This is a genomic window from Chromobacterium paludis (assembly GCF_008275125.1).
GTDB lineage: Bacteria > Pseudomonadota > Gammaproteobacteria > Burkholderiales > Chromobacteriaceae > Chromobacterium > Chromobacterium paludis.
On record NZ_CP043473.1, the window covers coordinates 1,768,543 to 1,789,462 of the forward strand.

Here is a 20,920-nt window from a genome sequence, read left to right on the forward strand (position 1 = left end):
GGCCTGGGTCAGCAGGCCTTAAAACTTGATGCCGGCGCTGATCATCGCCAGGCTGCGGTCTGATTGCGTGTTGTACTGGCCGCCGCCGGTGGCCAGATACAACAGCTCGAAGGAATACTGCTTGCGATACTCGCCGCGCAGCCGCCACAAGGCGCTGCGCCGCCCTTCGATGAACTGGCCATCCTGCGAGTAGCCTTTGGCGTCATATGCCAGCAGCAGAGAAGGCATCAGCGCCAGGCCGGGCAGCACGCCGCCGTAATGCTCCTCCAGCTTGCCGCGCAGCCCCCAGGACAAGGGCGTGACGAAACCATCCAGCGCGCAACTCAGTCCCGTCCCGTTGCAAGCCGGCGTCGCGGCGCTAGGCGCCTGTCCAAAACCCACCCTGCCGTAACGCATCACATAAGCGTCAGGCAGGCCGGCAAGGTATTTCACCCCCACCTCGCCTGACAGCTTGGCGTCGCCGCCCAGCAAACGCCCCAAGGGCTGCGTTGCGCCCAGGCTGAACTGACTGCTGCGAAAGGTATCGTAGCCTCGCGCCAAATAGCCCGTGGGCGTATGGGCCAGATAGCCCAGCGGGCCCGCGCCGGACAGCACCCCGTACAGGAAGTCGGCGCCGTTCCAGGCTACCGGCTGTTTGGGGCGGTAACTCAGCTCGCTGTAGATGCCGGCGCCGCCGGGCAGGCGTGTCTTGAAGTTGACAGCGAACATATGGATGCCGTCGGGGAAGCTGCGGCGGAACACGCCGGCGATGCCCACAGGCTTCGCCAGCCCCAGATTGGCCGCCGCCGGCAGCAAGACGCCGGGCCCAGTGCGCAGCATCTGGCTGAAGCTCATCGGGCTGGCTTCATTGGCGTAGAAAAAGCCCAATTGGCCGATGTCGTCCAGCAAGTAGCGGATGCTCAAGCCGTACTCGCCGCCGTGCGGCTTGTCGTCCGCCACGCGCGCGATGTAGTCCAGCGGATTGGCGGCGGACTGCTGGTCGCTGGTGGCGATGTTGCGATGCTGCAGCATGCTCAGCAGGCTGCCGTTCAGCGTCAGCTTGTCGCAGCCCGGCTGGGCGTAATCGTTGCCGGAATAAAAGCTGCCGCAACCCGGATAGGCATTGGGTTCGAACTGGAAGCGGTAATAGGCGTCCAAGGCCAGCTTGGGCGTGACATCTAGCTTGCCATACCAGGCCGGCGCCGGGATGTTTACCATTTCGGGTATGGTGCCGGCGCGGCCCAAGGCATTGAAATCCATGGCATTGACCTGCTGAATGCCGCCCAGAATGGTGGTGGGCGTCACCCATGGGATCACCTGCTGCCCCAGCCGGAGCAGCAGCGACGATTGCCCCAGCTGCGCGCGGCCGTAGACGTAGGCGTCATCCAAGGCGAGGCCGCTGAAGCGGTCCAGCCGGGTGAAGCGGCTGTCGTCCAGCGGCGCCCCCGCCGCATAGCCATTGGAGGAATGGCCGTGCGGCGCCGCGTGGTGGATCAGTCCATAGTCGTACCAGGCCTTGCCGCTGACGAAGATGCCGGCGTCGCGGTAATGCAGGTCGCCCTGCAAATAGCCCTGCCAGGCCTGGGAAATCAGGCTGCCGCGGCCATAGTTCAAATCGCCGTCGTTCAGCGTGTCCATCGCGTTGGCATGGCCGGTGAACGTCGGGTCAGGCCTATCCATGCGATAAACATTGCCAATGGCCATCGCGCCCTTTGCCGTCAACTGTGCCGCGCCCCAATCGCCATGCCAGCCTTCTCCCAAGCCGGAAGGCAAGGTGCTCATGGTGACTTCCCCCGCCCAGGCCGCGCCCATACCCGATACCAACAAGCTGCAACAGAGCATCGTTCTCTTCATTTTTCGTCCCCTTTGTCGTCGCGACGACGCGGCCGCGCCGCCGCGCATGCGCGCTTTAACCCAGATAGGCTTCGGTCAAGCGGGCCCAGTAGCTGGCGCCCACGCTGAGAATGTCGTCGTTGAAGTCGTAGCCGGGGTTGTGGATCATGCAGCCGCCCTTGCTGCCTATGCCGTTGCCCAGCACCACATAGCAACCCGGCACTTGCTCCAGCATCCAGGAGAAGTCGTCCCCGCCCATGGCGCCGGCCGGCAGCGGCACGATGCCCTGCGGCCCCGCCATGGCCTCCGCCACCTCGCGCGCGAGGCGGGTTTCCTCCGGCGTGTTGACCAGTACCCGCGTCACACGGCGCCACTCCACCTGAGCCGTCACGCCGAAGCTCTGCGCCTGTGCCGCCACCAGCTCGCGCAAGCGCTGTTCTATCAGTTGCTGGATGGCCGGATTGAAGGTGCGCACGGTCGCCTCCAGCCTGGCGCTATCGGGAATGACATTGCTGGCCGCGCCGGCATGGACCGCGCCTATGGTCAGCACCGCCGCCTGGTCGGGCGGCACATTGCGCGAGACGATGGTTTGCAACGCCAGGATGAGGGAGGCCATCGCCACCACCGGGTCGATGCAGGTGTGAGGCATGCCGCCATGGCCGCCCCGGCCAGTCAAGGTGATGGTGACGGTGTCGGAGGAAGCCGCCAGCACGCCGGGCTGCACCACGAAACTGCCTGCAGGCAGCGTGGGGCCGTTATGCAGGGCGTAGACCGCGTCGCAGGGGAAGCGGTCGAACAAGCCCTCGGCCAGCATGCGTTCCGCGCCACCCAGCCCCTCCTCCGCCGGCTGGAAGATCAGATTCAGCGTGCCGTGGAACCGCCGGGTCTCAGCCAGGTAGCGCGCGGCCGCCAACAAGATGGCGGTATGACCGTCATGGCCGCAGGCGTGCATCTTGCCGGGCAGGCGGCTGGCGTAAGGCAGACCGGTCTCCTCGTGAATGGGCAGCGCGTCCATGTCGGCGCGTATGCCCAGACGGCGCGCGCCCTTGCCGCAGCGCAGCTGGCCGACTACGCCGGTGCCGCCTAGGCCTGCCGTCACGTCGTATCCCCAGCCGCGCAAAGCCTCGGCCACCAGTTGGCTGGTGCTCTCCTCTTCGAAGCCCAGTTCCGGGTGGGCATGTATGGCGTGGCGAATGGCGATGAATTCGGATGCTCGATCGTGAATGGCGGCGATGACGCCCTGGATTTGGCTCATGATGGCCCTCCGTTCCTGTGGGTGGGATTCAGGCTGGCGCAGGCCGCGCACTCGCCTTGCACACCAGTCTAGGGACGGACAGCCGCCATCATGGGCGGTGAAAAACGCCATTAAAAAGGTGGGTTTCGCCAAGCCATCAGCCGCTCCGGCTTGACAAATCAGGCCCTCCGGCAACGGCCGCATGGTCTTGCAAAGAAAATGACAGCCATTTGACCTTGCCTTTACAGGCGGATTTCGCCAAGGTAGAGGCGAATCCCGCCAAGGCTGACCAAGATGAACGGCTGCATTGACCTGCTGTATTTGCCCAATTGCCTCAGCGGCACGCTGTTTTCCACTGTGGACGTGCTGCATGCGGCCAACAAACTGTGGCATCTGCACCACCCACGGCAGAAAAAACCGCTATTCAGCTGGCGCCTGCTCGACGCCTCAGGCGCGGAATTGCCGCTGCCGGCCTGGCTGGTGCCGCCGCCCGGCCGGCATGGCCCCGCCAGCCAGTCCGCGCTATTGGTACCGGGCCTGGACATGCACAGCGTGCCGCACCTGAAGAAGTTGCTGGATCAGTCCGGCGAGGCCCTGGCCATGATCGCGCGCCGCCACGCCGCCGGCGACATCATCGCCACCAACTACAACGGCGCCGCCATGCTGGCCCGCGCCGGCGTGCTGGATGGCCGCAACGCCACCATCACCTGGCTGATCGCCGGCTGGTTTTCCAACCAATATCCCAAGGTCAAGCTGCTGATGGACCGCCCGGTCACCGTGGACGGCAATGTGTTCTGCAGCGGCGCGCCGGCCACCGCCATCGAGCTTGCGGTCGAGCTGGTGCGCCACTTTGCCGGCGACGCGCTGGCGCAAAGCTGCGCCAATGGCTTGCTGTACCAGCCGGCCCGCTTCGAACAATCCGGCCAAGCCCTGCCCCTGCTGAACACGCCCACGCGCGACAGCGCGGTCTTCAAGGCCAGGCGCTGGCTGGAGCAGCACGTGGCAGAGCCCTACAGCCTGGACCAAGTTGCCGCCGCCGCCGCGGTCAGCAGCCGCACCCTGCTGCGCCACTTCCGCGAAGTGGCGGACATGACGCCGTTGGATTACCTGCAACAGCTGCGCATCGAGCGCGCCAAGCTGCTGCTGGAAGTCACCACGCTAGACCTGCCCGGCATCGTGGAACAGTGCGGCTATGAGGACGTCAGCTCCTTCCGCCGCCTGTTCCGCAAACTGACCGGCCTCACCCCCACCGCCTATCGCCGCGCCTACGCCTTGCGCGCGGCCCGGCGCTGGTGGCGGGCGGAGGACGATACGCCGCCCTCCGCCCCACACACTGACTAGGCGTCATCGGACCCAGCGCGTAAGCGCCTGAGCCAAGGCGCACCACGCAGGATCCAGGAGCGGGTCGCAACCACTCAAGGCGCCACATGCATGTATGGCGTGGTGCTCAGCGTCGCGGAGATGGCGCAGCCGCCGGCCAGCGGCGCGGCCGACAAGCCGATGGTGGTATCGCTGCCGCTATCGGCTATCGTGCCGGCCACCTGGCTAGGCCCGCACTGCCCGCCCAGGATCGGCGTATTGACATTGACCATCACGCCATCAATCACCAGCTGGTTCTGCGCGGTCACTCTGCCCACCCAGGGCGCGGACGCGCTGGCGCTGGCCTTGATCATGCGGCACACCGGAATGCCCTTGAACGCCGCGCTGGTGATCAGGATATTGCCGGCGCCGTCCACCGTGCCGCTGAACACCGCGTTGCAATCCACGTCTATGCCAGACTTGCCGACCACGGCCGGCCCGACAGCCGAAAAGGGAATGGCCGCGCCGCCTGGCCCGGGCGGCGTGACCTCCGCCGCGCCGGCCAAACCAGCCATCCAGCCAAGCGCCGCGCCCACCAAGGCCATCCGCGTTTTGTTCAAACTTTGCATCACGAAACTCCAATCTTGTAGTTTTCCAAGCGCCTCGGAGCTGCCGACGCGCCGATCAAGATTGCAATTCCAAACACATTAAAAATTTGACCAAGATCAGCCCCGGAAAATCACGCCGCACCGGCGCTGGCTTTAAGTGCAGCTCAAGCCTCAGGCTTGACATCCAGGCTGGACAGCGGCGATGATGGATGAATGAAAAGCTTCCAGACCCACCGCCACCACCATCACGGCCAGCCCAAGGGCGCCGCGACGGTGCGCGCTGTCTGGAAGGAAAACGGTGACTGAGCCGCATCCTCCATCAGCCACCACCCGAACAGGCGCCGCAAGGCGCCTTTTTTATTTGCCGCTCGTCGGCGCGAACTCTAAAGGAAAACACCATGACCATGATCCGAGGCACCCGCATCGTCCGCGGCCGCGAAGCCGCCACTCAACGCCAGCTGGAAAACCGCTTCCGGAGCTGGCTTCATTGACGCTGGCGCGGAAGAGGTCATCCTGCCCGCCCTATGGAGCCAGGATACATTCGTCGCCAAGGCCGGCGGCAGCGAAATATTGGAGCAAATGTGGGCTTTCCCGGACCGCAAGGGCCGCGCCTGCTGCCTGATACCGGAAGCCACCGCGCTGTTTCAGGAAAGAAACAAGGAATTTTTGAATGGCCGGCGCTCGGCGGATTTTTTCTACATCGCGCGCTGCTATCGCTACGAACGGCCGCAAGCGGGCCGTTATCGGGAATTCACCCAATTAGGTTTCGAGTGCCTGGGGCCAGACCCCAGCGCGGCGTTTGAGCGCAGCCTGGCGTTAGGCCGCGGCTTCCTGGACAGCCTGGGCCTGCGCTATGAGCTGGACGGCGCGGCCAGACGCGGGTTGAGCTACTACCTGGGCGGGGAAGGATTCGAGATGCGCGTGCCGGAACTGGGCGCGCAAAAACAGGTGGTGGGCGGCGGCGCCTATCGCGAAGGCGCCGGTTTCGGCATAGGCCTGGAGCGGCTGGCGCTGGCGCTGGACGCGCAAGGCATCGCGCTCTGACGATGGACAAGGCCGGGCGCAGGCCCGGCCTTGCATGGTGAAATTAACCGCCGGTGCCGCCCACGGTCAGGCCGCCGTCTATGCGCAGCGTGGGCTGGCCCACGCCCACCGGCACGCTCTGGCCTTCCTTGCCGCAAACGCCCACGCCCTGATCGAGCTGCAAGTCATTGCCCATCATGGACACGTAATTCAGCACTTCCGGGCCGCTGCCTATCAGCGTGGCGCCCTTGACCGGGTAGGTCAGCTTGCCGTTCTCGATGCGCCAGGCCTCAGAGGCGGAGAACACGAACTTGCCGCTGGTGATGTCCACCTGGCCGCCGCCGAAATTCACCGCGTACAGACCATCCTTGACCGAGGCGATGATCTCCTGCGGATCGCGCTGGCCGGCCAGCATATAGGTATTGGTCATGCGCGGCATCGGAATGCTGGCGTAGGACTCGCGGCGGCCATTGCCGGTGGAGGCCACGCCCATCAGCCGCGAGTTCATCGCGTCCTGCATATAGCCTTTGAGGATGCCGTCCTCGATCAGCACCGTGCGCTGCGTCGGATTGCCCTCGTCGTCTATCGCCAGCGCGCCGCGGCGGCCGCCCATCACGCCGTCGTCCACCACGGTGACGCCCGGCGCGGCCACGCGCTGGCCCAGCTTGCCGGAGAAGGCCGAGGTGCCCTTGCGGTTGAAGTCGCCTTCCAGTCCGTGGCCTATGGCCTCGTGCAGCAGCACGCCGGGCCAGCCCGGCCCCAGCACCACCGTCATTTGGCCGGCCGGCGCCGGCCGCGCGTCCAGATTCACCAGCGCCTGCTTCACCGCCTCGCGCACATAGCGCTCCACCACGCCGTCATCGAAATAGGCCAGGTCAAAACGGCCGCCGCCGCCGGCCGAGCCTTGCTCGCGCCGGCCATTCTGCTCCGCGATCACCATGACCGACAGCCGCACCAGCGGCCGCACGTCGGCGGCGCGCACGCCATCGTGACGGGCCACATAGACCACGTCGTACTCCATGGCCAGGCCGGCCATCACCTGGATCACGCGCGGATCCATGGCCTTGGCCAGCTTCTCCACTTTCTCCAGCAGCGCCACTTTCTCCGCGGCCTCCAGGCTGTGACAGGGGTCGATGGACGGATACAGCGACTGCGGCTTGCGCTTCTCCACCGCGCCGGCGCTGCCGTCGCCGCCGGCATTGCCGATGGCGCGCACCGCCTCGGCGGCGCGAGTCAGCGCGTCCTGGTTGATGGCGTCGGAATAGGCGAAAGCCGTCTTGTCGCCGGCAACGGCGCGCACGCCCACCCCCTGGTCGATGCTGAAACTGCCCGACTTGACGATGCCCTCCTCCAGATGCCAACCCTCGTTGCGGGTGTACTGGAAGTAGAGATCGGCGTAGTCGATGGCGTGGTGGCGCATATGGCCCAGCGTGCGGGCCAGCGCGGCTTCGTCCAGCCCATAGGGTTTGAGCAGCAGATCATTGGCGATGGTGAAGGCGTCTTGCATGATGGTTCTTTCAGCGTATGACCCGATGCGCCAGCGCCGGCAGGCCGGTGCGCACCGAGTGGATCAGTTCGGGATCGATCTCGGCGGCAATCACGCCCTCGCCGCCGGGCAACTGGGCCAGGATGCGCCCCCAGGGATCGATGATCATGGAGTGGCCGTGCGTCTGCCGGCCATTTTCATGCCTGCCGCCCTGAGCGGAGGCAATCAGATAGCATTGGTTTTCTATGGCCCGCGCCCGCAGCAGCGGCTCCCAATGCGCCTGGCCGGTGGTGGCGGTGAACGCCGCCGGCAGGATCAACAGGTCGAACGGCGCCAGCAGGCGGAACAGCTCGGGGAAACGCAAATCGTAGCAGATGCCCAGCGCGATGTCGGCCAGCGGCGTTTCCGCCTTGATCGGCGCCTGGCCCGGGCGGATGGTATTGGACTCGCAATAGCTCTCGCCCTGCCCGGTAAAACCGAACAGGTGGATCTTGTCATAACGCGCCACCGTTTCGCCCGCCGGATTGAGGAGCAGACTGGTGTTGTACACCTTGTCCGCGTCCTCGCACTGCAAAGGCACCGTACCGCCCAGCAGCCACAGGCCGTGGCGGCGCGCCATGTCGGACAGGGCCTGCTGGATGGGACCGTCGCCAAAGGGCTCGCACACTGCCACCTTGTCGGTGTCCTTGGCCCCCATCAGGCAAAAATACTCCGGCAGCACGGCCAGGCTGGCGCCGCGCGCGGCGGCCTCGCCCAGCAGCGGGTCCGCCTTCGCCAGATTGGCCGCCACGTCGCAAGTCGACACCATCTGCACCGATGCGGCGATGAACTTCTGCTTCATGGTTTTTTTCCTTTGTTTTTCGCCGGCTCGCCGCTATTGACTCGCTTCACCAGGGGATCCTTCAGCGAACCGGTCACGGCATATTCAAGCGTCAAAATCTTGCCCACCGGGTCCTGCAACACTTTCTGCGCCGCCAGCGCGGCGATGCCGATCACCGGATTGAGCAGCGCGGCGCCGGCCGCCAGCGCCACGCTCTCCGCGACATGCGGCACCACCTTCACTTGCAGCGCCTGCGTCTCATGCGCCAAGTCCACGCTGCCGGCAAGGCTGACTTCTGCCGCCGGACTCTTCATCTCCACCTTGTCCGAGCGGAATACGCCGTCGCGCACGCTGGCTTTGCCTTGCAGGGTATCAAAGGCGAAGCCGTCGCTGAAGACATCGGTGAAATCCAGCCGTATGCGCCGTGGCAGCGATTGCAGGCTGAGCACGCCCAAAAGCCGCGCCACACCGGGATCGGCCTTGGCGAAGCGGCCGTTCTTGAAGTCCAGCGCCATTTGTCCAGACAGATGGGTCGCATCCAGATCGCTCAGCCCGCCCGGCCAGCTCAGCTGGCCGCTCAGATTGCCCTGGCCATTGCGGAACACATCCACCAGGCCGAAACGGTCCAGCAGCTTGCCCGCATTGGACACATCCAGCGAGAAGCGGCTTTCCACCTTGCCCGCCCCCTGCTCGTCCACGCGCGCGCTGCCGGCCAGCACCCCTTCGGGCGCGCTCAGCCGCAAGGGGTCCATATTCCAGACGCTGCCTTCCCGCTTCGCCGTCATCTCCAGCTGGCCGATCTTGCGCCCCTGCAGTGACAGCTCGCCGATATGCAGCCTCATCGCCGGCAATTGCTGCTGCATCAGGCTGCCCGACGCCTCCGCGCCGCTGCGCAAGGGCCAGCTCAGCGACAGCCTATCCAGGCTGGCCTGCAGCTCCCCCCCGCCAGCCAGACGGTAGCTGCCCGTGCCGGCTGCCTCGCGCGAGCGCAAGTCCATGTCCCATGCGCTGCTCTGTCCGTCGTTGGACAGCCGGGCTTCCACTTGGTGCAGCATGAAACCGGCCAGGCCCAATTCCGGCGTATTCAATTCCAGTTGCAGGGGCACGCTGCCGCCGCTGGAAGGCAAGGCCAGGCGCGACAAGCGCTGCCACCAGTCATCGAGGTTCACCTTGGGCAGCTGGGCGCGGAAGGCCAGTCCGCCGGCGGGCCACTCGCCCGGCTTTCGGCCCAGGCCCACCGCCGCGCTCTGCAGCTCTCCATGCGGATCCAGCCTCAGCTTGCCGCTGAGCGCGTCGCCCAGGCCAAAGTCCAAGCGCATGCCGCCCAGGCGCCCGGCGGGCTGCAACTGCAATTGCAGGGGCAAGGCGTCGCCGGCGCGCTTGCCCAGCGGCGCCGGCGCATCCAGCGTCAATCCTTGCAGACTGCTGTCCAGCTGCAGGCTCTCCAGGCCGCTCCTGACCACGAAGCGCCCGTTCACGCGCGTCCGCCCGTCCGCCAAAGGCTCAACCATGGGCAGATACTGGCGCAGCAAGGCCTTGCCATCCACCTCGCCGCCCACCTCGAAACGCATGCGCTTGTCGCTGCCGGTATGGGCGCTCAGCAGCAGCGGGCCGCCGAAGGCATGCACATTCAAACCCTTGCTGTCCACGCCGCGCTCGGTGAAGGTCAGCACGCCTTGCACCGCGTCCAGCGGCGGCAGAGGAAGATTCTTGAACTGCAGGGCATTTCGCTTGAATTCCAGATCGCCGCGCACTCGCGTAGAAGCCTCGCCCGCCAAGGGCACGCTCAACTGCAGCTTGAGCCCGGCCTCGCCCTCCGCCTGTATCTGGCGGGTGAAGCCATCCAACCAGCCATCCACCGGGCTCTTCTCGACAAAAACCAGCATGCGCTGCAGCGCATCCTGCACGCGGCCGTCGATCTTGAGCACCGGCGCGTCGGCGCCTAGCTCGTCTATGCTTGCCGTCACCTCGCGCAGGGGCACGCCCACGGTGGCGGCGCGCCGCCCCAGCACCTGCAGGCCGGCGTTATGGAAGCGCAGTTTGGCGTCGATGTCGTCTATGGTCGGCCATCCCGGCTCATACAGCAGTTTGGCTTTCTCGATATCGGCCTCGACCCGGAATTCGCCGCCCTGGCCGCCCGGGAAGGGGAAACGGTCCAGATCGCCCTTCAGCTTCAGCACGATGTTCTTCGCCACGCCGTCCAGCAGCGCCTTGCGCAACCAGGCCGTGGTGCGCTCGCCCACCTGGTGCGGCAGGTAGGCCGGAATGCGCGCGGCCTTGACCTGGCTCACCGTGCCGTCAAGGTCGATGACGCCGGCGCCGCCCCCGGCATAGCGATAACTGCCGCTCACCGCGCCGCTGAGATCGGCATTGGCGAAAGCCACCTTGCGCAGGGCGATGTCCAGCGTATCGGCTCCCTGCCGCCATTCGACGTCGGCGGCCAGTTGATCAAAATCCAGGCTGTGCGCGAACACTTCCGGGTACACCACCTCGGACTTGCCGGTCTGCAACAGCAGCTTGCCCCCATGCTCATCGAAGGCCACGCTGCCCGACACGCCGGAAACGCCCGGCAAGTCGCCGAAAGGCTGCCAGGCCAGCCGCTCGAAGCGAGACTTCAGTTTGAAGCTGTGCGGCGCCTCCACCGCGCCTTGCCAGCCCACGGTCAGGCCGTGCAGCGCGCCGCGCGGGGCAAAGCGGGCGAACAAGGGATTCTCATCCACGCCCAGGGCATGAATGAAGGGATTCAGGTTGCCGACATCGACATTGTCCAACGTCAGTTCGCCGCCGCCCTGCGGACCAGGGCGCCATTGGCCCTGGATCGTGGACTTGTCGAAGGCCAGGCCTGCGGCGCTGGCCAGGGTCAGGTCGCTGGCCGCGATGCGGTAGCTACCATCGGCTTGGCGGTCCAGCTGCAGCTTGCCGCTCAATTGCGGCAACACCAGCTCGCGCGAGCTGGGCGGCGTGTAGGCCGCGTCGCGCACGCTGACGTCCGCGCGCAGGCTGCTCACGGCGCCATCGGCAAACGACATCTCCAGCGTGCCGTCGCCCTCGCCGCTGCGCAGCACGCCCAAGTCGCGCATATAGCGCGACCAGACACTGGCGCGCGCGCCGTTCAGCGCCACCTTCAGCGAGCCGGACCAATCCTGCCAGTGCTCAATGTCGTCGCCGCGCCAGCCGGCGCTCAGCTCGAATCCCTTGCCCAGCGAGACTGCAGGCACGCCCGACAGCTGCAGCTTATGCCCCAGCAGGGTGCGCTCCAGCAGTAGCCGGCCCTGTTTCAAATCCAGCCGCGGCAAACCCAGGCGTTCGTCCACCCAGCTCAGCCTCGCATTGCGGATTTCCAGCGCCGGCTGGCGCAGCAGCCAATTGCCCAGCGTGTTGTCGTGCGAGGCGCCGCTGCTCAAGTCGAAGCCGTTCAGATAGATGGCGCCATCCGCGCCGCGGCGCAGCTCCACCGCCGGGCCATCCGCCAGCACGGACAGGCGCGGCTCACGCGCCAGCAGCGAAGTCCACGATGGCTGCACCGCCACCGCGCTCAGCGTCAGCGCCTGCCCCGACACCGGGTTGGCGATGGACACGTCGCGCAGCTCGAACTGCGGCGCCAACTCCAGCCAATGCCCCGTCAGCTTGCCGATGGCAACGCGATGGCCCAGCGCGGCGGACAGGCTCTGCTCCAGCTGCGGGCGGTATTGGTCCAGCCGCGGCAGCAGCCAGAAAGTGAAAACGCAGAAAGCCGCGCACAGCGCGGCGGCGCCGGCGGCAAGCGCCATGGCCAACAGGAAGATGCCGCGCTTCAGCAAGCGCAGCACATGAATATGAGACAACGGCGACAAGGGCTTTTTCAACGATGGCAAACCATTACAATGGCACTGTGAGAAATACGGCGCGAAACCGGCTGCTGCCTGCCCCTCGGCGCCGCAGCGTATGCCGCGCGCGCCAAGCCGTCGGAGCCATTATGCCAGCAAACACGAGTGATGCCATTGCCCGCAGCAGTGAGTTTTCCCAATATCTGCACCGCCTGCTGGCTGCCCGGCCGCAGGAGCGGGCGCGACTGGAAACCCGGCTGGCGCAGCCCTTCACCCTGGAGGAGATGCAGGCCTTCGCCGACTGGCCGGCCCTGCCCTCGCCCGAACAACAAGCGCCCGCGCTGCGGCAGCTGCGCCAAGCGGTGATGGCGCGGCTGATCAGCCGCGACTTGAACGGCCTGGCCACGCTGGACGAGGTGATGGCCAGCATCAGCCAACTGGCCGAGTTCGCCGTGCGCCAAGCCCTGGCCTGCGCCACCGCCTCGCTGAGCCAGTACGGCCAGCCCATAGGCGAAGACAGCGGCGAGCGGCAGCAGCTGATCGTCGTCGGCATGGGCAAGCTGGGCGGCGGCGAACTGAACGTCAGCTCCGACATCGACCTGATCTTCATCTACCCCGAGGGCGGCGAAACCGACGGCGCGCGCCGCATCAGCAACCATGAATATTTCACCCAGGTCGGCAAACGGCTGATCGCCCTGCTCAACGACCTCACGCCGGACGGCCAGGTATTCCGCGTGGACATGCGGCTGCGCCCCTATGGCGATTCCGGCCCGCTGGTGATGAGCCTGGCCGCGCTGGAAAATTACCTGCTGTCCCAGGGCCGCGAATGGGAGCGCTACGCCTGGATCAAGGCCAAGGTACTGACCGGCGACGCCGAGGCGCTGAACCAACTGGTGCGCCCCTTCGTCTACCGCAAATACCTCGACTACAACGCCTATGGCGCGATGCGCGAGCTGCATGCGCAAATCCGCCGCGAAGTGGCCCGCCGCGACATGGCGGACAATATCAAGCTCGGTCCCGGCGGCATCCGCGAGGTGGAATTCATCGCCCAGGTCTTCCAGCTGATACGCGGCGGCCGCGACCGCACCCTGCAGCTGCGCGGCACCCGCGCCACGCTGGACCGGCTGGCCGCGCTGCGCCTGCTGGAGCCGGCCGCCGTGGCGGAGCTGCAAGCGTCGTACGCCTTCCTGCGCAATCTGGAGCACCGCCTGCAATATCTGGACGACCAGCAGACGCAAACCCTGCCCGCCGCGCCGGACACGCGGCAGAAGATCGCCGCCAGCATGGGCTACTCTAGCTGGGAAGCCTTCCTGCCGGCGCTGAACGAGGTCAGAGGCAAGGTCAGCCGCCGCTTCGAACAGGTCTTCATCCTGCCCACGGAAGACAGTCCCGGCCACCCGCTGGCCGAACTGTGGCTGGACGTGGCCGAGCAGGCCCCGGAGCAGAAACTGGCCGAACTCGGCTATGCCGATCCGGCGGCCGTCTCGCGCCAGCTCAAGGGCCTGGCGCAGAGCCAGCGCTATCTGCAAATGCCGCTGGCCGGCCGCAAGAAGCTGGACGCGCTGATGCCGGCGCTGATCGAAGTGGCCTCGCGCTTTCCCAACGCCGACGACACGCTCGCGCGCATCATCGGCCTGATGGAGGCCATCAGCCGCCGCGCCTCCTACCTGGCGCTGCTGACCGAATACCCCCAAACGCTGCAACGGCTGGCCTCGCTGTATTCCGCCAGCGCCTGGGTATCGGCCTACCTCAGCCGCCACCCCATCCTGCTGGACGAGCTGCTGGACGTGCGCGTGCTGTACGCCGCGCCGGACTGGCCGCAGCTGGCCGGCCAGCTGGAGGCCTTGCTGGCGCAGGCCGACGGCGACGTGGAGGCCAAAATGGACGCCCTGCGCCACTTCCAGCACGCGCAAACCTTCCGTCTGGTGGCGCAGGACCTGGCCGGCATGTGGACGCTGGAAGCGCTGTCCGACGAGCTGTCGCGGCTGGCCGACCTGGTGCTGGACGCCGCGGTGCGCCACGCCTGGCGAGACATCCCCTCGCGCCACACCGATACGCCGCGCTTCGCCGTGATCGGCTACGGCAAGCTGGGCGGCAAGGAGCTGGGCTACGCCTCCGACCTCGACATCATCTTCCTGTACGACGACCCACACCCGGACGCGCCGGATCTTTACTCGCGCCTGGCGCGCAAACTGTCCACCTGGCTGACCAGCGCCACCGCCGCCGGCGTGCTGTACGACATCGACCTCAGGCTGCGCCCCAACGGCGCCAGCGGCCTCCTGGTCAGCTCGCTCTCCGCCTTCCGCCAGTATCAGGAAACCCAGGCCTGGGCCTGGGAGCACCAGGCGCTGACCCGGGCCCGATTCGTCGCCGGCGACGCCGACATCGGCGCGCAATTCGAAGCCGAGCGCCACGCCATCCTGACCCTGCGCCGCGATCCGGCCAAGCTGCGCGAGGAGGTGCTGGCCATGCGCCAGCGCATGCTGGACAGCCACCCGGCGCAGGACGGCGATGTCAAGAACGCGCGCGGCGGCATCATAGACATCGAATTCATCGTCCAGTATCTGATCCTGGCCCATGCTCACCACCTTCCCGCCTTGACCGGCAACACCGGCAATATCGCGCTGTTGGCCGTGGGCGCCGCAGCCGGCCTGATCGACGGCGAGCTGGCCGACGCCACCCGCGACGCCTATCGCCTGTATCGCCGGCTGCAGCACGCCGCGCGGCTCAATGACAGGAAAATGGTGGAGGTGGACGCAGCGTTGCGCGCGGCCTATGCGCAAGGAAGGAAACTCTGGCAACAGGTTTTCGAGCAAGCGCTCGATTTTTCCTGAGCCCGGGTTCACAAAGCCGCAAGCCGCGGTATACACTGCTCCGTCAAGCAGGCGCGGGCCCGCCCGCCGCCGCCCCCGCACAACAACAGGAGAGAACCAAGATGTCGATGGCTGATCGAGACGGATATATCTGGTATGACGGCAAGCTGGTGGACTGGCGCGACGCCACCACCCACGTCCTCACCCACACCCTGCACTACGGCATGGGCGTGTTCGAGGGCGTGCGCGCCTATGAAACCGCCGACGGCCCTGCCATCTTCCGCCTTGAGGACCACACCGCGCGGCTGTTCCGCTCGGCCAAGATTCTGGGCATGAACCTGCCGTTCACGCCCGAGCAAATCAATCAGGCTCACCTGGACGTGGTGAAGGCCAACGGCCTGAAGTCCTGCTATTTCCGCCCGATGGCCTTCTACGGCTCCGGCAAGCTGGGCGTGGCGCCGATGAAGAACGACGTGCGCGTGATCGTGGCCGCCTGGCCCTGGGGCGCCTACCTGGGCGACGAAGGCCTGGAAAAAGGCATCCGCGTGAAGACCAGTTCCTTCACCCGCCACCACGTCAACATCACCATGTGCAAGGCCAAGGCCAACGGCAACTACATGAACTCCATCCTGGCCAATAACGAGGCCACGGCGGACGGCTACGACGAGGCCCTGCTGCTGGACGTGGACGGCTTCGTGGCCGAAGGTTCCGGTGAAAACATCTTCATCGTGCGCAAGGGCAAGCTATATACTCCGGACCTGACCAGCGCGCTGGAAGGCATCACCCGCGACACCGTGGTGCAGATCGCCCAGGAAATGGGCCTGCAGATCATCGAGAAGCGCATCACCCGCGACGAAGTGTACAGCGCGGACGAAGCCTTCTTCACCGGCACCGCCGCCGAAGTGACCCCGATCCGCGAACTGGACCGCCGCCCGATAGGCGACGGCGTCCGCGGTCCGCTCACCACGGAAATCCAGCGCCGCTACTTCAGCATCGTCAAGGGGCAGGACGCCGAACACCGGCACTGGCTCACTTACGTAAAATAAGCGGTACAATCCGCATCTCGCGCGCCAGCAGCGAGCGGCCCACCGGCCGCCCTGCTGGCGGCGTTTTTGTCGGAAGCCCGCCGCAACAAGGAACGACCATGGCAGAACTGAAAGAAAACACCGCCCGCTATATCGAAGTCACCCAGCACGACCTGCCGCTGCACTGCCCGATGCCGGACATGCTGGCCTGGAACTCCCACCCCCGCGTCTACCTGCCGGTGCACAAGACCGGCGAGGCGCTCTGCCCGTATTGCGGCACCCATTACAAGCTGATCGGCCCGGCAGGCAATCATCACTAAGCCGCCGCGCAGCCGGCCAAGGGTGTGGCCTGGGCCACACCTTTTTTGCTTGCCGCCGCCAAACGCAAGCCGCGCTGCCGCAGCCGGCTTGCGTTTGGAACCGGAAGCACCCGCATGAAAAAGAAAATCCTCGTCATCGGCCCGTCCTGGGTAGGCGACAGCGTGATGGCCCAGCCGCTGTACCGCCGCTTGCACCAGCGCCACCCTGAGCTGGAACTGCATGTGTTCGCCCCGGCCTGGACGCTGCCGCTGCTGGCCCGCATGCCGGAAGTGGCGCAATCGCACCTGAACCCGTTCGGCCACGGCGCGCTGCGCCTCGCCGAGCGCTGGAAAGTGGCGCGCCAGTTGGCCAAGGAAGACTTCGACCAAGTCATCGTGCTGCCCAATTCGCTGAAGTCCGCGCTGATCCCCCTGTTCGCCGGCATCCCGCTGCGCACCGGCTTTCTTGGCGAATCGCGCTACGGCCTGCTCAACGACGCGCGCGAACTGGACGAGCAGGAATTGCCGATGATGGTGGAGCGTTTTTGCGCGCTGGCCGAAGACAAACGGTCCGCGCTGCCGCGCCCCATCCCCAATCCGCAGCTGAGCACTGACCCAGCCACCCAACGCCAGGTCGCGCAAAAACTGGGCCTGGACCTGTCGCGCCCCGCCATCGCCTTCTGTCCCGGCGCCGAATACGGCCCGGCCAAACGCTGGCCCGCGCGCCACTTCGCCGAGCTGGCCCGCCGCTTCAACGATGCCGGCTATTCGGTCTGGCTGTTCGGCTCCGGCAAGGACAAGGAAATCGGCGACGAAATCGCCCGGCTGTCCAGCGGCTGCGCCGCCAACCTGTGCGGCGCCACTGGCCTGGAGGAAGCGATAGACCTGATCGGCCTGACGGAACTGGCCGTCTGCAACGACTCCGGCCTGATGCACGTCGCCGCCGCGCTGGACAAGCCCCTGGTGGCGCTATACGGCTCATCCAGCCCGGACTTCACGCCGCCGCTGTCCGACCGAGCCGCCATCGTGTCCTTGAACCTGGACTGCAGCCCCTGCTTCGAGCGCAGCTGCCCTTACGGCCATACCAATTGCCTGGAGAAAATGCAGCCGGACATGGCCTGGCATGCCGCCCAAACTCTCCTGCCCGCCCTCGCCCACTCCGACCAGGACTGACATGAGCCCAGTGGAAACGCCAAAACCGCCTGAAGAAAACAATCGCCGCATGGCGCTGATCCGCGCCGCCGCCGTGCTGTTCCGCGACCAAGGCTATGAGCGCACCACGGTGCGCGACCTGGGCAGCGCCGTCGGCATGCAATCCGGCAGCCTGTTCTACCATTTCCGCACCAAGGAAGAGATTCTGGTCGCGGTGATGGCGCTGGGCATCACCAGCACCACCGAGCAACTGGCCGCCGCCCTGGCGGAAGCCAAGACGCCGCGCGACAAGCTGGCCGCGTTGTTCCGCGTCCATTTGAATTCGCTGCTGGGCGATAACCAGGCGGCATTGGAAGTGATGCTGTACGAGTGGCGCAGCGTGTCCGAAACCGCCAAGCCCGGCCTCGTGGTATTGCGCGACCGCTATGAAGCGCTATGGCAACAAGTGCTGGAAGAAGCCGCCGCCGCCGGCCTGGTGAAGCCCGACACGGGCCTGCTGCGCCGCACCCTGCTGGGCAGCCTGCACTGGACGGTACAGTGGTATCGCCGCGACGGCGCGCTTGGCGTGGACGCCCTGGCCGAGCACATGCTGCAGCTGGTGCTGATCGAGCAGATTTGAAAAAGTCAAGCCGCTCAGCAAAAATTGTACTAATATCAGCGATATAGGATCATTGGGACTGCAATCATGGCAAACATCGCCAACGTAGGCTTTAGCACGCAGCCGCCGTATGCGACGTTGAGCACGCGGCAGGTTCAGTCGTCGCTGGACACCGCCCATCCCGCGGTGCAACAAGCCACCAGCCAGCCGCTCACCCAGACGGCCGTGCGGCAAAATCCCGATACCGCGCGCGTGGAGCAGCAGCTGCAACAGCAACTGGCTGCCGCCAACCAGAGCCAGCAGCAAACTCGCCAGACGCAGCAGGCCGCCCCATCGGCGCAGACGACAACGCCCACGCCGCGGCAGCCATCCGCTCCCGCCCTCAACGCGGCCGTGTTGGCAACCAATCCGCCACCGCAGCAGGCGGCGGCAAACGCGCCGGCCGTCAACGGCAACCCAACGCCAGCGGAAGCCAATAACGCCGCAAACAACGCGGTCAACAATAATGTGACTGCGCAAGCGGCAAACGCCGCGCCAAACACGGCCCAGACGCAAACCAACGCCCAGCCGCCAGCCGCCCCGCCCGCGCAGGCAAGCGCGACGCAAGCCGCTCAGGCCACCCAGCCAACGCAGCTGGCGCAGCAACGCAGCAATAGCGGACAGCTCGCCGTGGCCCAATATCAGGCCAATCAATCCCTGCTGCAGCCCAGCGTGACCAGCCCAGGCCTAAGCGCCACCGCCTGAGTCCGCGTCGCGACGCCCCATGCAAGAAGCCCCGCTGCAGCGGGGCTTCTTGCATGGGGAACATCTGCGCCAGGCCGCCGGCTCAGCGCTTGCGCCAAGCGCCGGGTTTGCGCCTGCCGCCCTCCCCGCCGCGCGCGGTCTTGCGCTTTTGCGCGTTCTGCACTTGCAACAGCGCGTCGATGCGCTCCGACGTGCTTTGCATCAACAACTGCGCCATCTCGCCATCCGGGAACGTATCCGGCAGCCGGTAGCCCAGCCAGGCGTAAGCCGCATACAGCTTGCAACTGTCTTCCAGATATTGCAGCTCATTGCGCCCGCCGGTGCCCATCATCCGCAACAGCGGCGCGGCCTTGCCGCGCGCATGCTGTTCGGCCCAGTCATGCAGCGCGTTCTCCAGCATCGGGATCTTGGTGGAAATCGGACACAGGCTGAAGGTATAGCGGTCGGCCAGGCTCAAGGGCAAAGCATCCAGCCACTCGGCCTTTTCCATCTGGTCGGACAGATTGGCCGGCAGGAAGAATTCGTCATGCACATTGATGTGCTTGGCGAACAGGCCCAGCAAGGCCTTGAGCCTGACCTCGCCCGTCGCCTGGGAAATGGCTTCCAGATACTTCAGGCTGGGCGCGACGAAGAAGCCGTTGTTCGGCAGCGGCTCGGCCTTCTGCCGCAGCAGCGCGCCTATGGTCTTGTGGGTGAGTCCGTCGAAACCGGCCACATAGCCGGTTTCATGTTTGCCGAAGCGCCCGGCCCGGCCGGCGATCTGCTTGGCCAGCGGCGCGGCGATGATGCCCTCGGCGTAGCCGTCCCACTTGCTGGCCGTGGTGAAGATGATGCGGCGCGCCGGGGTATTCAGCCCCATGCCGATGGCGTCAGTGGCCACCACCACCTGGGTTTCGCCGGAGACGAAGCGCTCGGCCTGGGCCTGGCGCACTTCCGGCGACAGATTGCCGTAGATGGCCGACACGCTCAGCCCCTGCTCGATCACCTTGTCGCGCCAGTTCAGCACCTCGCGCCGCGAAAAGGCGATCAGCACATCGCCCGGCTTCAGATTCTTCAAGGACAGCAGCGGCGCCTTATCCATCTGCAGCGCGGTCTTGCGCTCCAGCGTGCGCACTTCCAGCGTGCCGCCCACGCGCGCCACCAGCGATTCTATCGCCTCGCGCGCTTCCGGCGCGCCCACCAGGTAAATCATCTGCGCCGGCACGCCGCACACGGCGGCGGTCCAGGCCGCGCCGCGGTCCGGATCGTCCAGCAACTGGATTTCGTCGATGACCGCCACCTCCACCTGCCGCTCCGGGTTCAGCATTTCCACCGTGCTGGCGACGTGGGTGGCGTCCGGGTGCAGCTTGCGCTGTTCGCCGGTGATCAGGCTGACCGCCACGCCGGCCTCCTGCAGCCGGGTGTAGTTTTCCAGCGCCAGCAGGCGCAGCGGCGCCAGATAGACGCCGCTCTTCGCTTTTTGCAGATGTTCCATCGCGGCGTGGGTCTTGCCGGAGTTGGTCGGCCCCAATACAGCGATGAAGTGGCGCTGCATCGCGTAAGCGGTGGCGAAGGATTCCGGGTAGCGCGACAGGTTGACCGCGTCGCGCGTCTTGGCGGCGGCCTTGTCGGCGGTCTGCCGGCTGCGCGCGGCAGCCACCCGGTCCAGCGCGATGGTGCAGCGCACTTTGGCGCGCTCGTACTTGGCCATGAAGGCGCTCAGCGCGCGCAGCGGCTCGATGCCGTCCACCGCGAACACCTCGCGCGCGCAGGCGGCCAACTGGGCCTCCAGCTTCAGCCGCGCGGCCTCGTTCCAGCGTTCCTTGACCAGGGCAAGCTTATCGTCCGGCAACAGCTTGCGCCATTTGCCGCTCTTGCCGAGGAAGCCCTCGTCCGGCACCAAGTGATAAGGAATGCGATGGCCGTCCAGCTCCAGCTCGCCATGCACCGACACCGCGTGGCTGCCCTCGGTGGTGACGATGGTGGCCTGGTGTTCGGCCAGGTAATCGTCCAGCTGGATTTCAGCCGGCAGGGCGTCGATGGGTTCTGTCATGGCGTCTATCGTATTTCTTGTGCTAAAGGCGGGCGATGATAAAGCAGCGGACGGCGGCGCGCCAGCGCTACGCGCCCCTATCAAAATCCGTCATGCGCCTCGGCAAAGCAAGGCGCAAACACAAACGGGCCACCGGCTATCCGGCGCCCCGTCGATCAGCAAAACGAAG

15 protein-coding genes are annotated in these 20,920 nt (G+C 66.2%); 8 read left to right on the forward strand and 7 right to left on the reverse strand.

The window, feature by feature from the left end; translation table 11 throughout:
* Positions 1 to 18: 18 nt before the first annotated feature.
* The gene (locus FYK34_RS08085; protein WP_407923596.1) at positions 19 to 1,881 is read right to left on the reverse strand and encodes a DUF1302 domain-containing protein; all 1,863 of its coding nucleotides are present in this window, start codon (positions 1,879 to 1,881) and stop codon (positions 19 to 21) included.
* Between the two features lie 7 nt (positions 1,882 to 1,888).
* Entirely contained in the window at positions 1,889 to 3,067 is a 1,179-nt protein-coding gene (locus FYK34_RS08090; RefSeq protein ID WP_149295893.1) for a M20 aminoacylase family protein, read from the reverse strand.
* Between the two features lie 273 nt (positions 3,068 to 3,340).
* On the opposite strand from FYK34_RS08090, the gene FYK34_RS08095 reads away from it, so the two are divergent.
* On the forward strand, positions 3,341 to 4,387 hold the full coding sequence (locus tag FYK34_RS08095) for a GlxA family transcriptional regulator (RefSeq protein ID WP_149295894.1): 1,047 nt from the start codon (positions 3,341 to 3,343) through the stop codon (positions 4,385 to 4,387).
* A gap of 74 nt (positions 4,388 to 4,461) precedes the next feature.
* Here the strand turns inward: FYK34_RS08095 and FYK34_RS08100 are convergent, their stop codons facing one another.
* The gene (locus FYK34_RS08100; RefSeq protein WP_149295895.1) at positions 4,462 to 4,974 is read right to left on the reverse strand and encodes a hypothetical protein; all 513 of its coding nucleotides are present in this window, start codon (positions 4,972 to 4,974) and stop codon (positions 4,462 to 4,464) included.
* A 465-nt stretch (positions 4,975 to 5,439) separates the two neighbouring features.
* Here FYK34_RS08100 and FYK34_RS08105 point away from each other — a divergent pair, with 465 nt between their 5' ends.
* Complete coding sequence (locus FYK34_RS08105; protein ID WP_149295896.1) at positions 5,440 to 5,997, forward strand: ATP phosphoribosyltransferase regulatory subunit; 558 nt, start codon at positions 5,440 to 5,442, stop codon at positions 5,995 to 5,997.
* A 43-nt stretch (positions 5,998 to 6,040) separates the two neighbouring features.
* Here the strand turns inward: FYK34_RS08105 and tldD are convergent, their stop codons facing one another.
* Genes tldD through FYK34_RS08120 form a run of 3 tightly spaced genes read right to left on the reverse strand, consistent with a single transcriptional unit; the run spans position 6,041 to position 12,115 of the window.
* The gene (gene tldD, locus FYK34_RS08110) at positions 6,041 to 7,483 is read right to left on the reverse strand and encodes a metalloprotease TldD (protein WP_149295897.1); all 1,443 of its coding nucleotides are present in this window, start codon (positions 7,481 to 7,483) and stop codon (positions 6,041 to 6,043) included.
* A 10-nt stretch (positions 7,484 to 7,493) separates the two neighbouring features.
* Positions 7,494 to 8,303, reverse strand: coding sequence for a carbon-nitrogen hydrolase family protein (locus tag FYK34_RS08115; protein ID WP_149295898.1), 810 nt, complete (start codon positions 8,301 to 8,303; stop codon positions 7,494 to 7,496).
* Positions 8,300 to 12,115 (reverse strand): YhdP family protein, encoded by a 3,816-nt coding sequence (locus FYK34_RS08120; protein WP_149295899.1) that lies wholly within the window; start codon positions 12,113 to 12,115, stop codon positions 8,300 to 8,302. Before FYK34_RS08120 ends, FYK34_RS08115 begins: the two co-directional genes overlap by 4 nt.
* Before the next feature lie 122 nt (positions 12,116 to 12,237).
* Here FYK34_RS08120 and glnE point away from each other — a divergent pair, with 122 nt between their 5' ends.
* The 6 genes from glnE (at position 12,238) to FYK34_RS08150 (ending at position 18,719) form a co-directional block, all read left to right on the forward strand.
* On the forward strand, positions 12,238 to 14,922 hold the full coding sequence (gene glnE, locus FYK34_RS08125; protein ID WP_149295900.1) for a bifunctional [glutamate--ammonia ligase]-adenylyl-L-tyrosine phosphorylase/[glutamate--ammonia-ligase] adenylyltransferase: 2,685 nt from the start codon (positions 12,238 to 12,240) through the stop codon (positions 14,920 to 14,922).
* Positions 14,923 to 15,023: 101 nt separating this feature from the next.
* Positions 15,024 to 15,947, forward strand: a complete 924-nt coding sequence (locus FYK34_RS08130; RefSeq protein ID WP_149295901.1) for a branched-chain amino acid transaminase — start codon at positions 15,024 to 15,026, stop codon at positions 15,945 to 15,947.
* A 98-nt stretch (positions 15,948 to 16,045) separates the two neighbouring features.
* A complete protein-coding gene (locus tag FYK34_RS08135; protein ID WP_149295902.1) occupies positions 16,046 to 16,246 on the forward strand; it encodes a zinc-finger domain-containing protein in 201 nt (66 codons plus the stop codon).
* 114 nt (positions 16,247 to 16,360) lie between these two features.
* The gene (gene waaF / locus FYK34_RS08140) at positions 16,361 to 17,398 is read left to right on the forward strand and encodes a lipopolysaccharide heptosyltransferase II (protein WP_149295903.1); all 1,038 of its coding nucleotides are present in this window, start codon (positions 16,361 to 16,363) and stop codon (positions 17,396 to 17,398) included.
* 49 nt (positions 17,399 to 17,447) lie between these two features.
* On the forward strand, positions 17,448 to 17,996 hold the full coding sequence (locus FYK34_RS08145) for a TetR/AcrR family transcriptional regulator (RefSeq protein WP_231137403.1): 549 nt from the start codon (positions 17,448 to 17,450) through the stop codon (positions 17,994 to 17,996).
* A gap of 66 nt (positions 17,997 to 18,062) precedes the next feature.
* A complete protein-coding gene (locus tag FYK34_RS08150) occupies positions 18,063 to 18,719 on the forward strand; it encodes a hypothetical protein (protein ID WP_149295905.1) in 657 nt (218 codons plus the stop codon).
* 82 nt (positions 18,720 to 18,801) lie between these two features.
* Here the strand turns inward: FYK34_RS08150 and FYK34_RS08155 are convergent, their stop codons facing one another.
* Positions 18,802 to 20,751: a helicase-related protein gene (locus tag FYK34_RS08155; protein ID WP_149295906.1), complete on the reverse strand. Its 1,950-nt coding sequence runs from the start codon at positions 20,749 to 20,751 to the stop codon at positions 18,802 to 18,804.
* Positions 20,752 to 20,920 lie beyond the last annotated feature (169 nt).

Excerpts from the sequence above, each read along its gene's own strand:
- FYK34_RS08135 (WP_149295902.1), top strand. The coding sequence starts at position 16,046 with ATGGCAGAACTGAAAGAAAACACCGCCCGCTATATCGAAGTCACCCAG.
- FYK34_RS08115 (WP_149295898.1), bottom strand. The coding sequence starts at position 8,303 with ATGAAGCAGAAGTTCATCGCCGCATCGGTGCAGATGGTGTCGACTTGC.
- tldD (WP_149295897.1), bottom strand. The coding sequence starts at position 7,483 with ATGCAAGACGCCTTCACCATCGCCAATGATCTGCTGCTCAAACCCTAT.
- FYK34_RS08150 (WP_149295905.1), top strand. The coding sequence starts at position 18,063 with ATGGCAAACATCGCCAACGTAGGCTTTAGCACGCAGCCGCCGTATGCG.
- waaF (WP_149295903.1), top strand. The coding sequence starts at position 16,361 with ATGAAAAAGAAAATCCTCGTCATCGGCCCGTCCTGGGTAGGCGACAGC.
- FYK34_RS08130 (WP_149295901.1), top strand. The coding sequence starts at position 15,024 with ATGTCGATGGCTGATCGAGACGGATATATCTGGTATGACGGCAAGCTG.
- FYK34_RS08155 (WP_149295906.1), bottom strand. The coding sequence starts at position 20,751 with ATGACAGAACCCATCGACGCCCTGCCGGCTGAAATCCAGCTGGACGAT.
- FYK34_RS08100 (WP_149295895.1), bottom strand. The coding sequence starts at position 4,974 with ATGCAAAGTTTGAACAAAACGCGGATGGCCTTGGTGGGCGCGGCGCTT.
- FYK34_RS08085 (WP_407923596.1), bottom strand. The coding sequence starts at position 1,881 with ATGCGCGGCGGCGCGGCCGCGTCGTCGCGACGACAAAGGGGACGAAAA.
- FYK34_RS08145 (WP_231137403.1), top strand. The coding sequence starts at position 17,448 with ATGGCGCTGATCCGCGCCGCCGCCGTGCTGTTCCGCGACCAAGGCTAT.
- FYK34_RS08095 (WP_149295894.1), top strand. The coding sequence starts at position 3,341 with ATGAACGGCTGCATTGACCTGCTGTATTTGCCCAATTGCCTCAGCGGC.
- glnE (WP_149295900.1), top strand. The coding sequence starts at position 12,238 with ATGCCAGCAAACACGAGTGATGCCATTGCCCGCAGCAGTGAGTTTTCC.
- FYK34_RS08090 (WP_149295893.1), bottom strand. The coding sequence starts at position 3,067 with ATGAGCCAAATCCAGGGCGTCATCGCCGCCATTCACGATCGAGCATCC.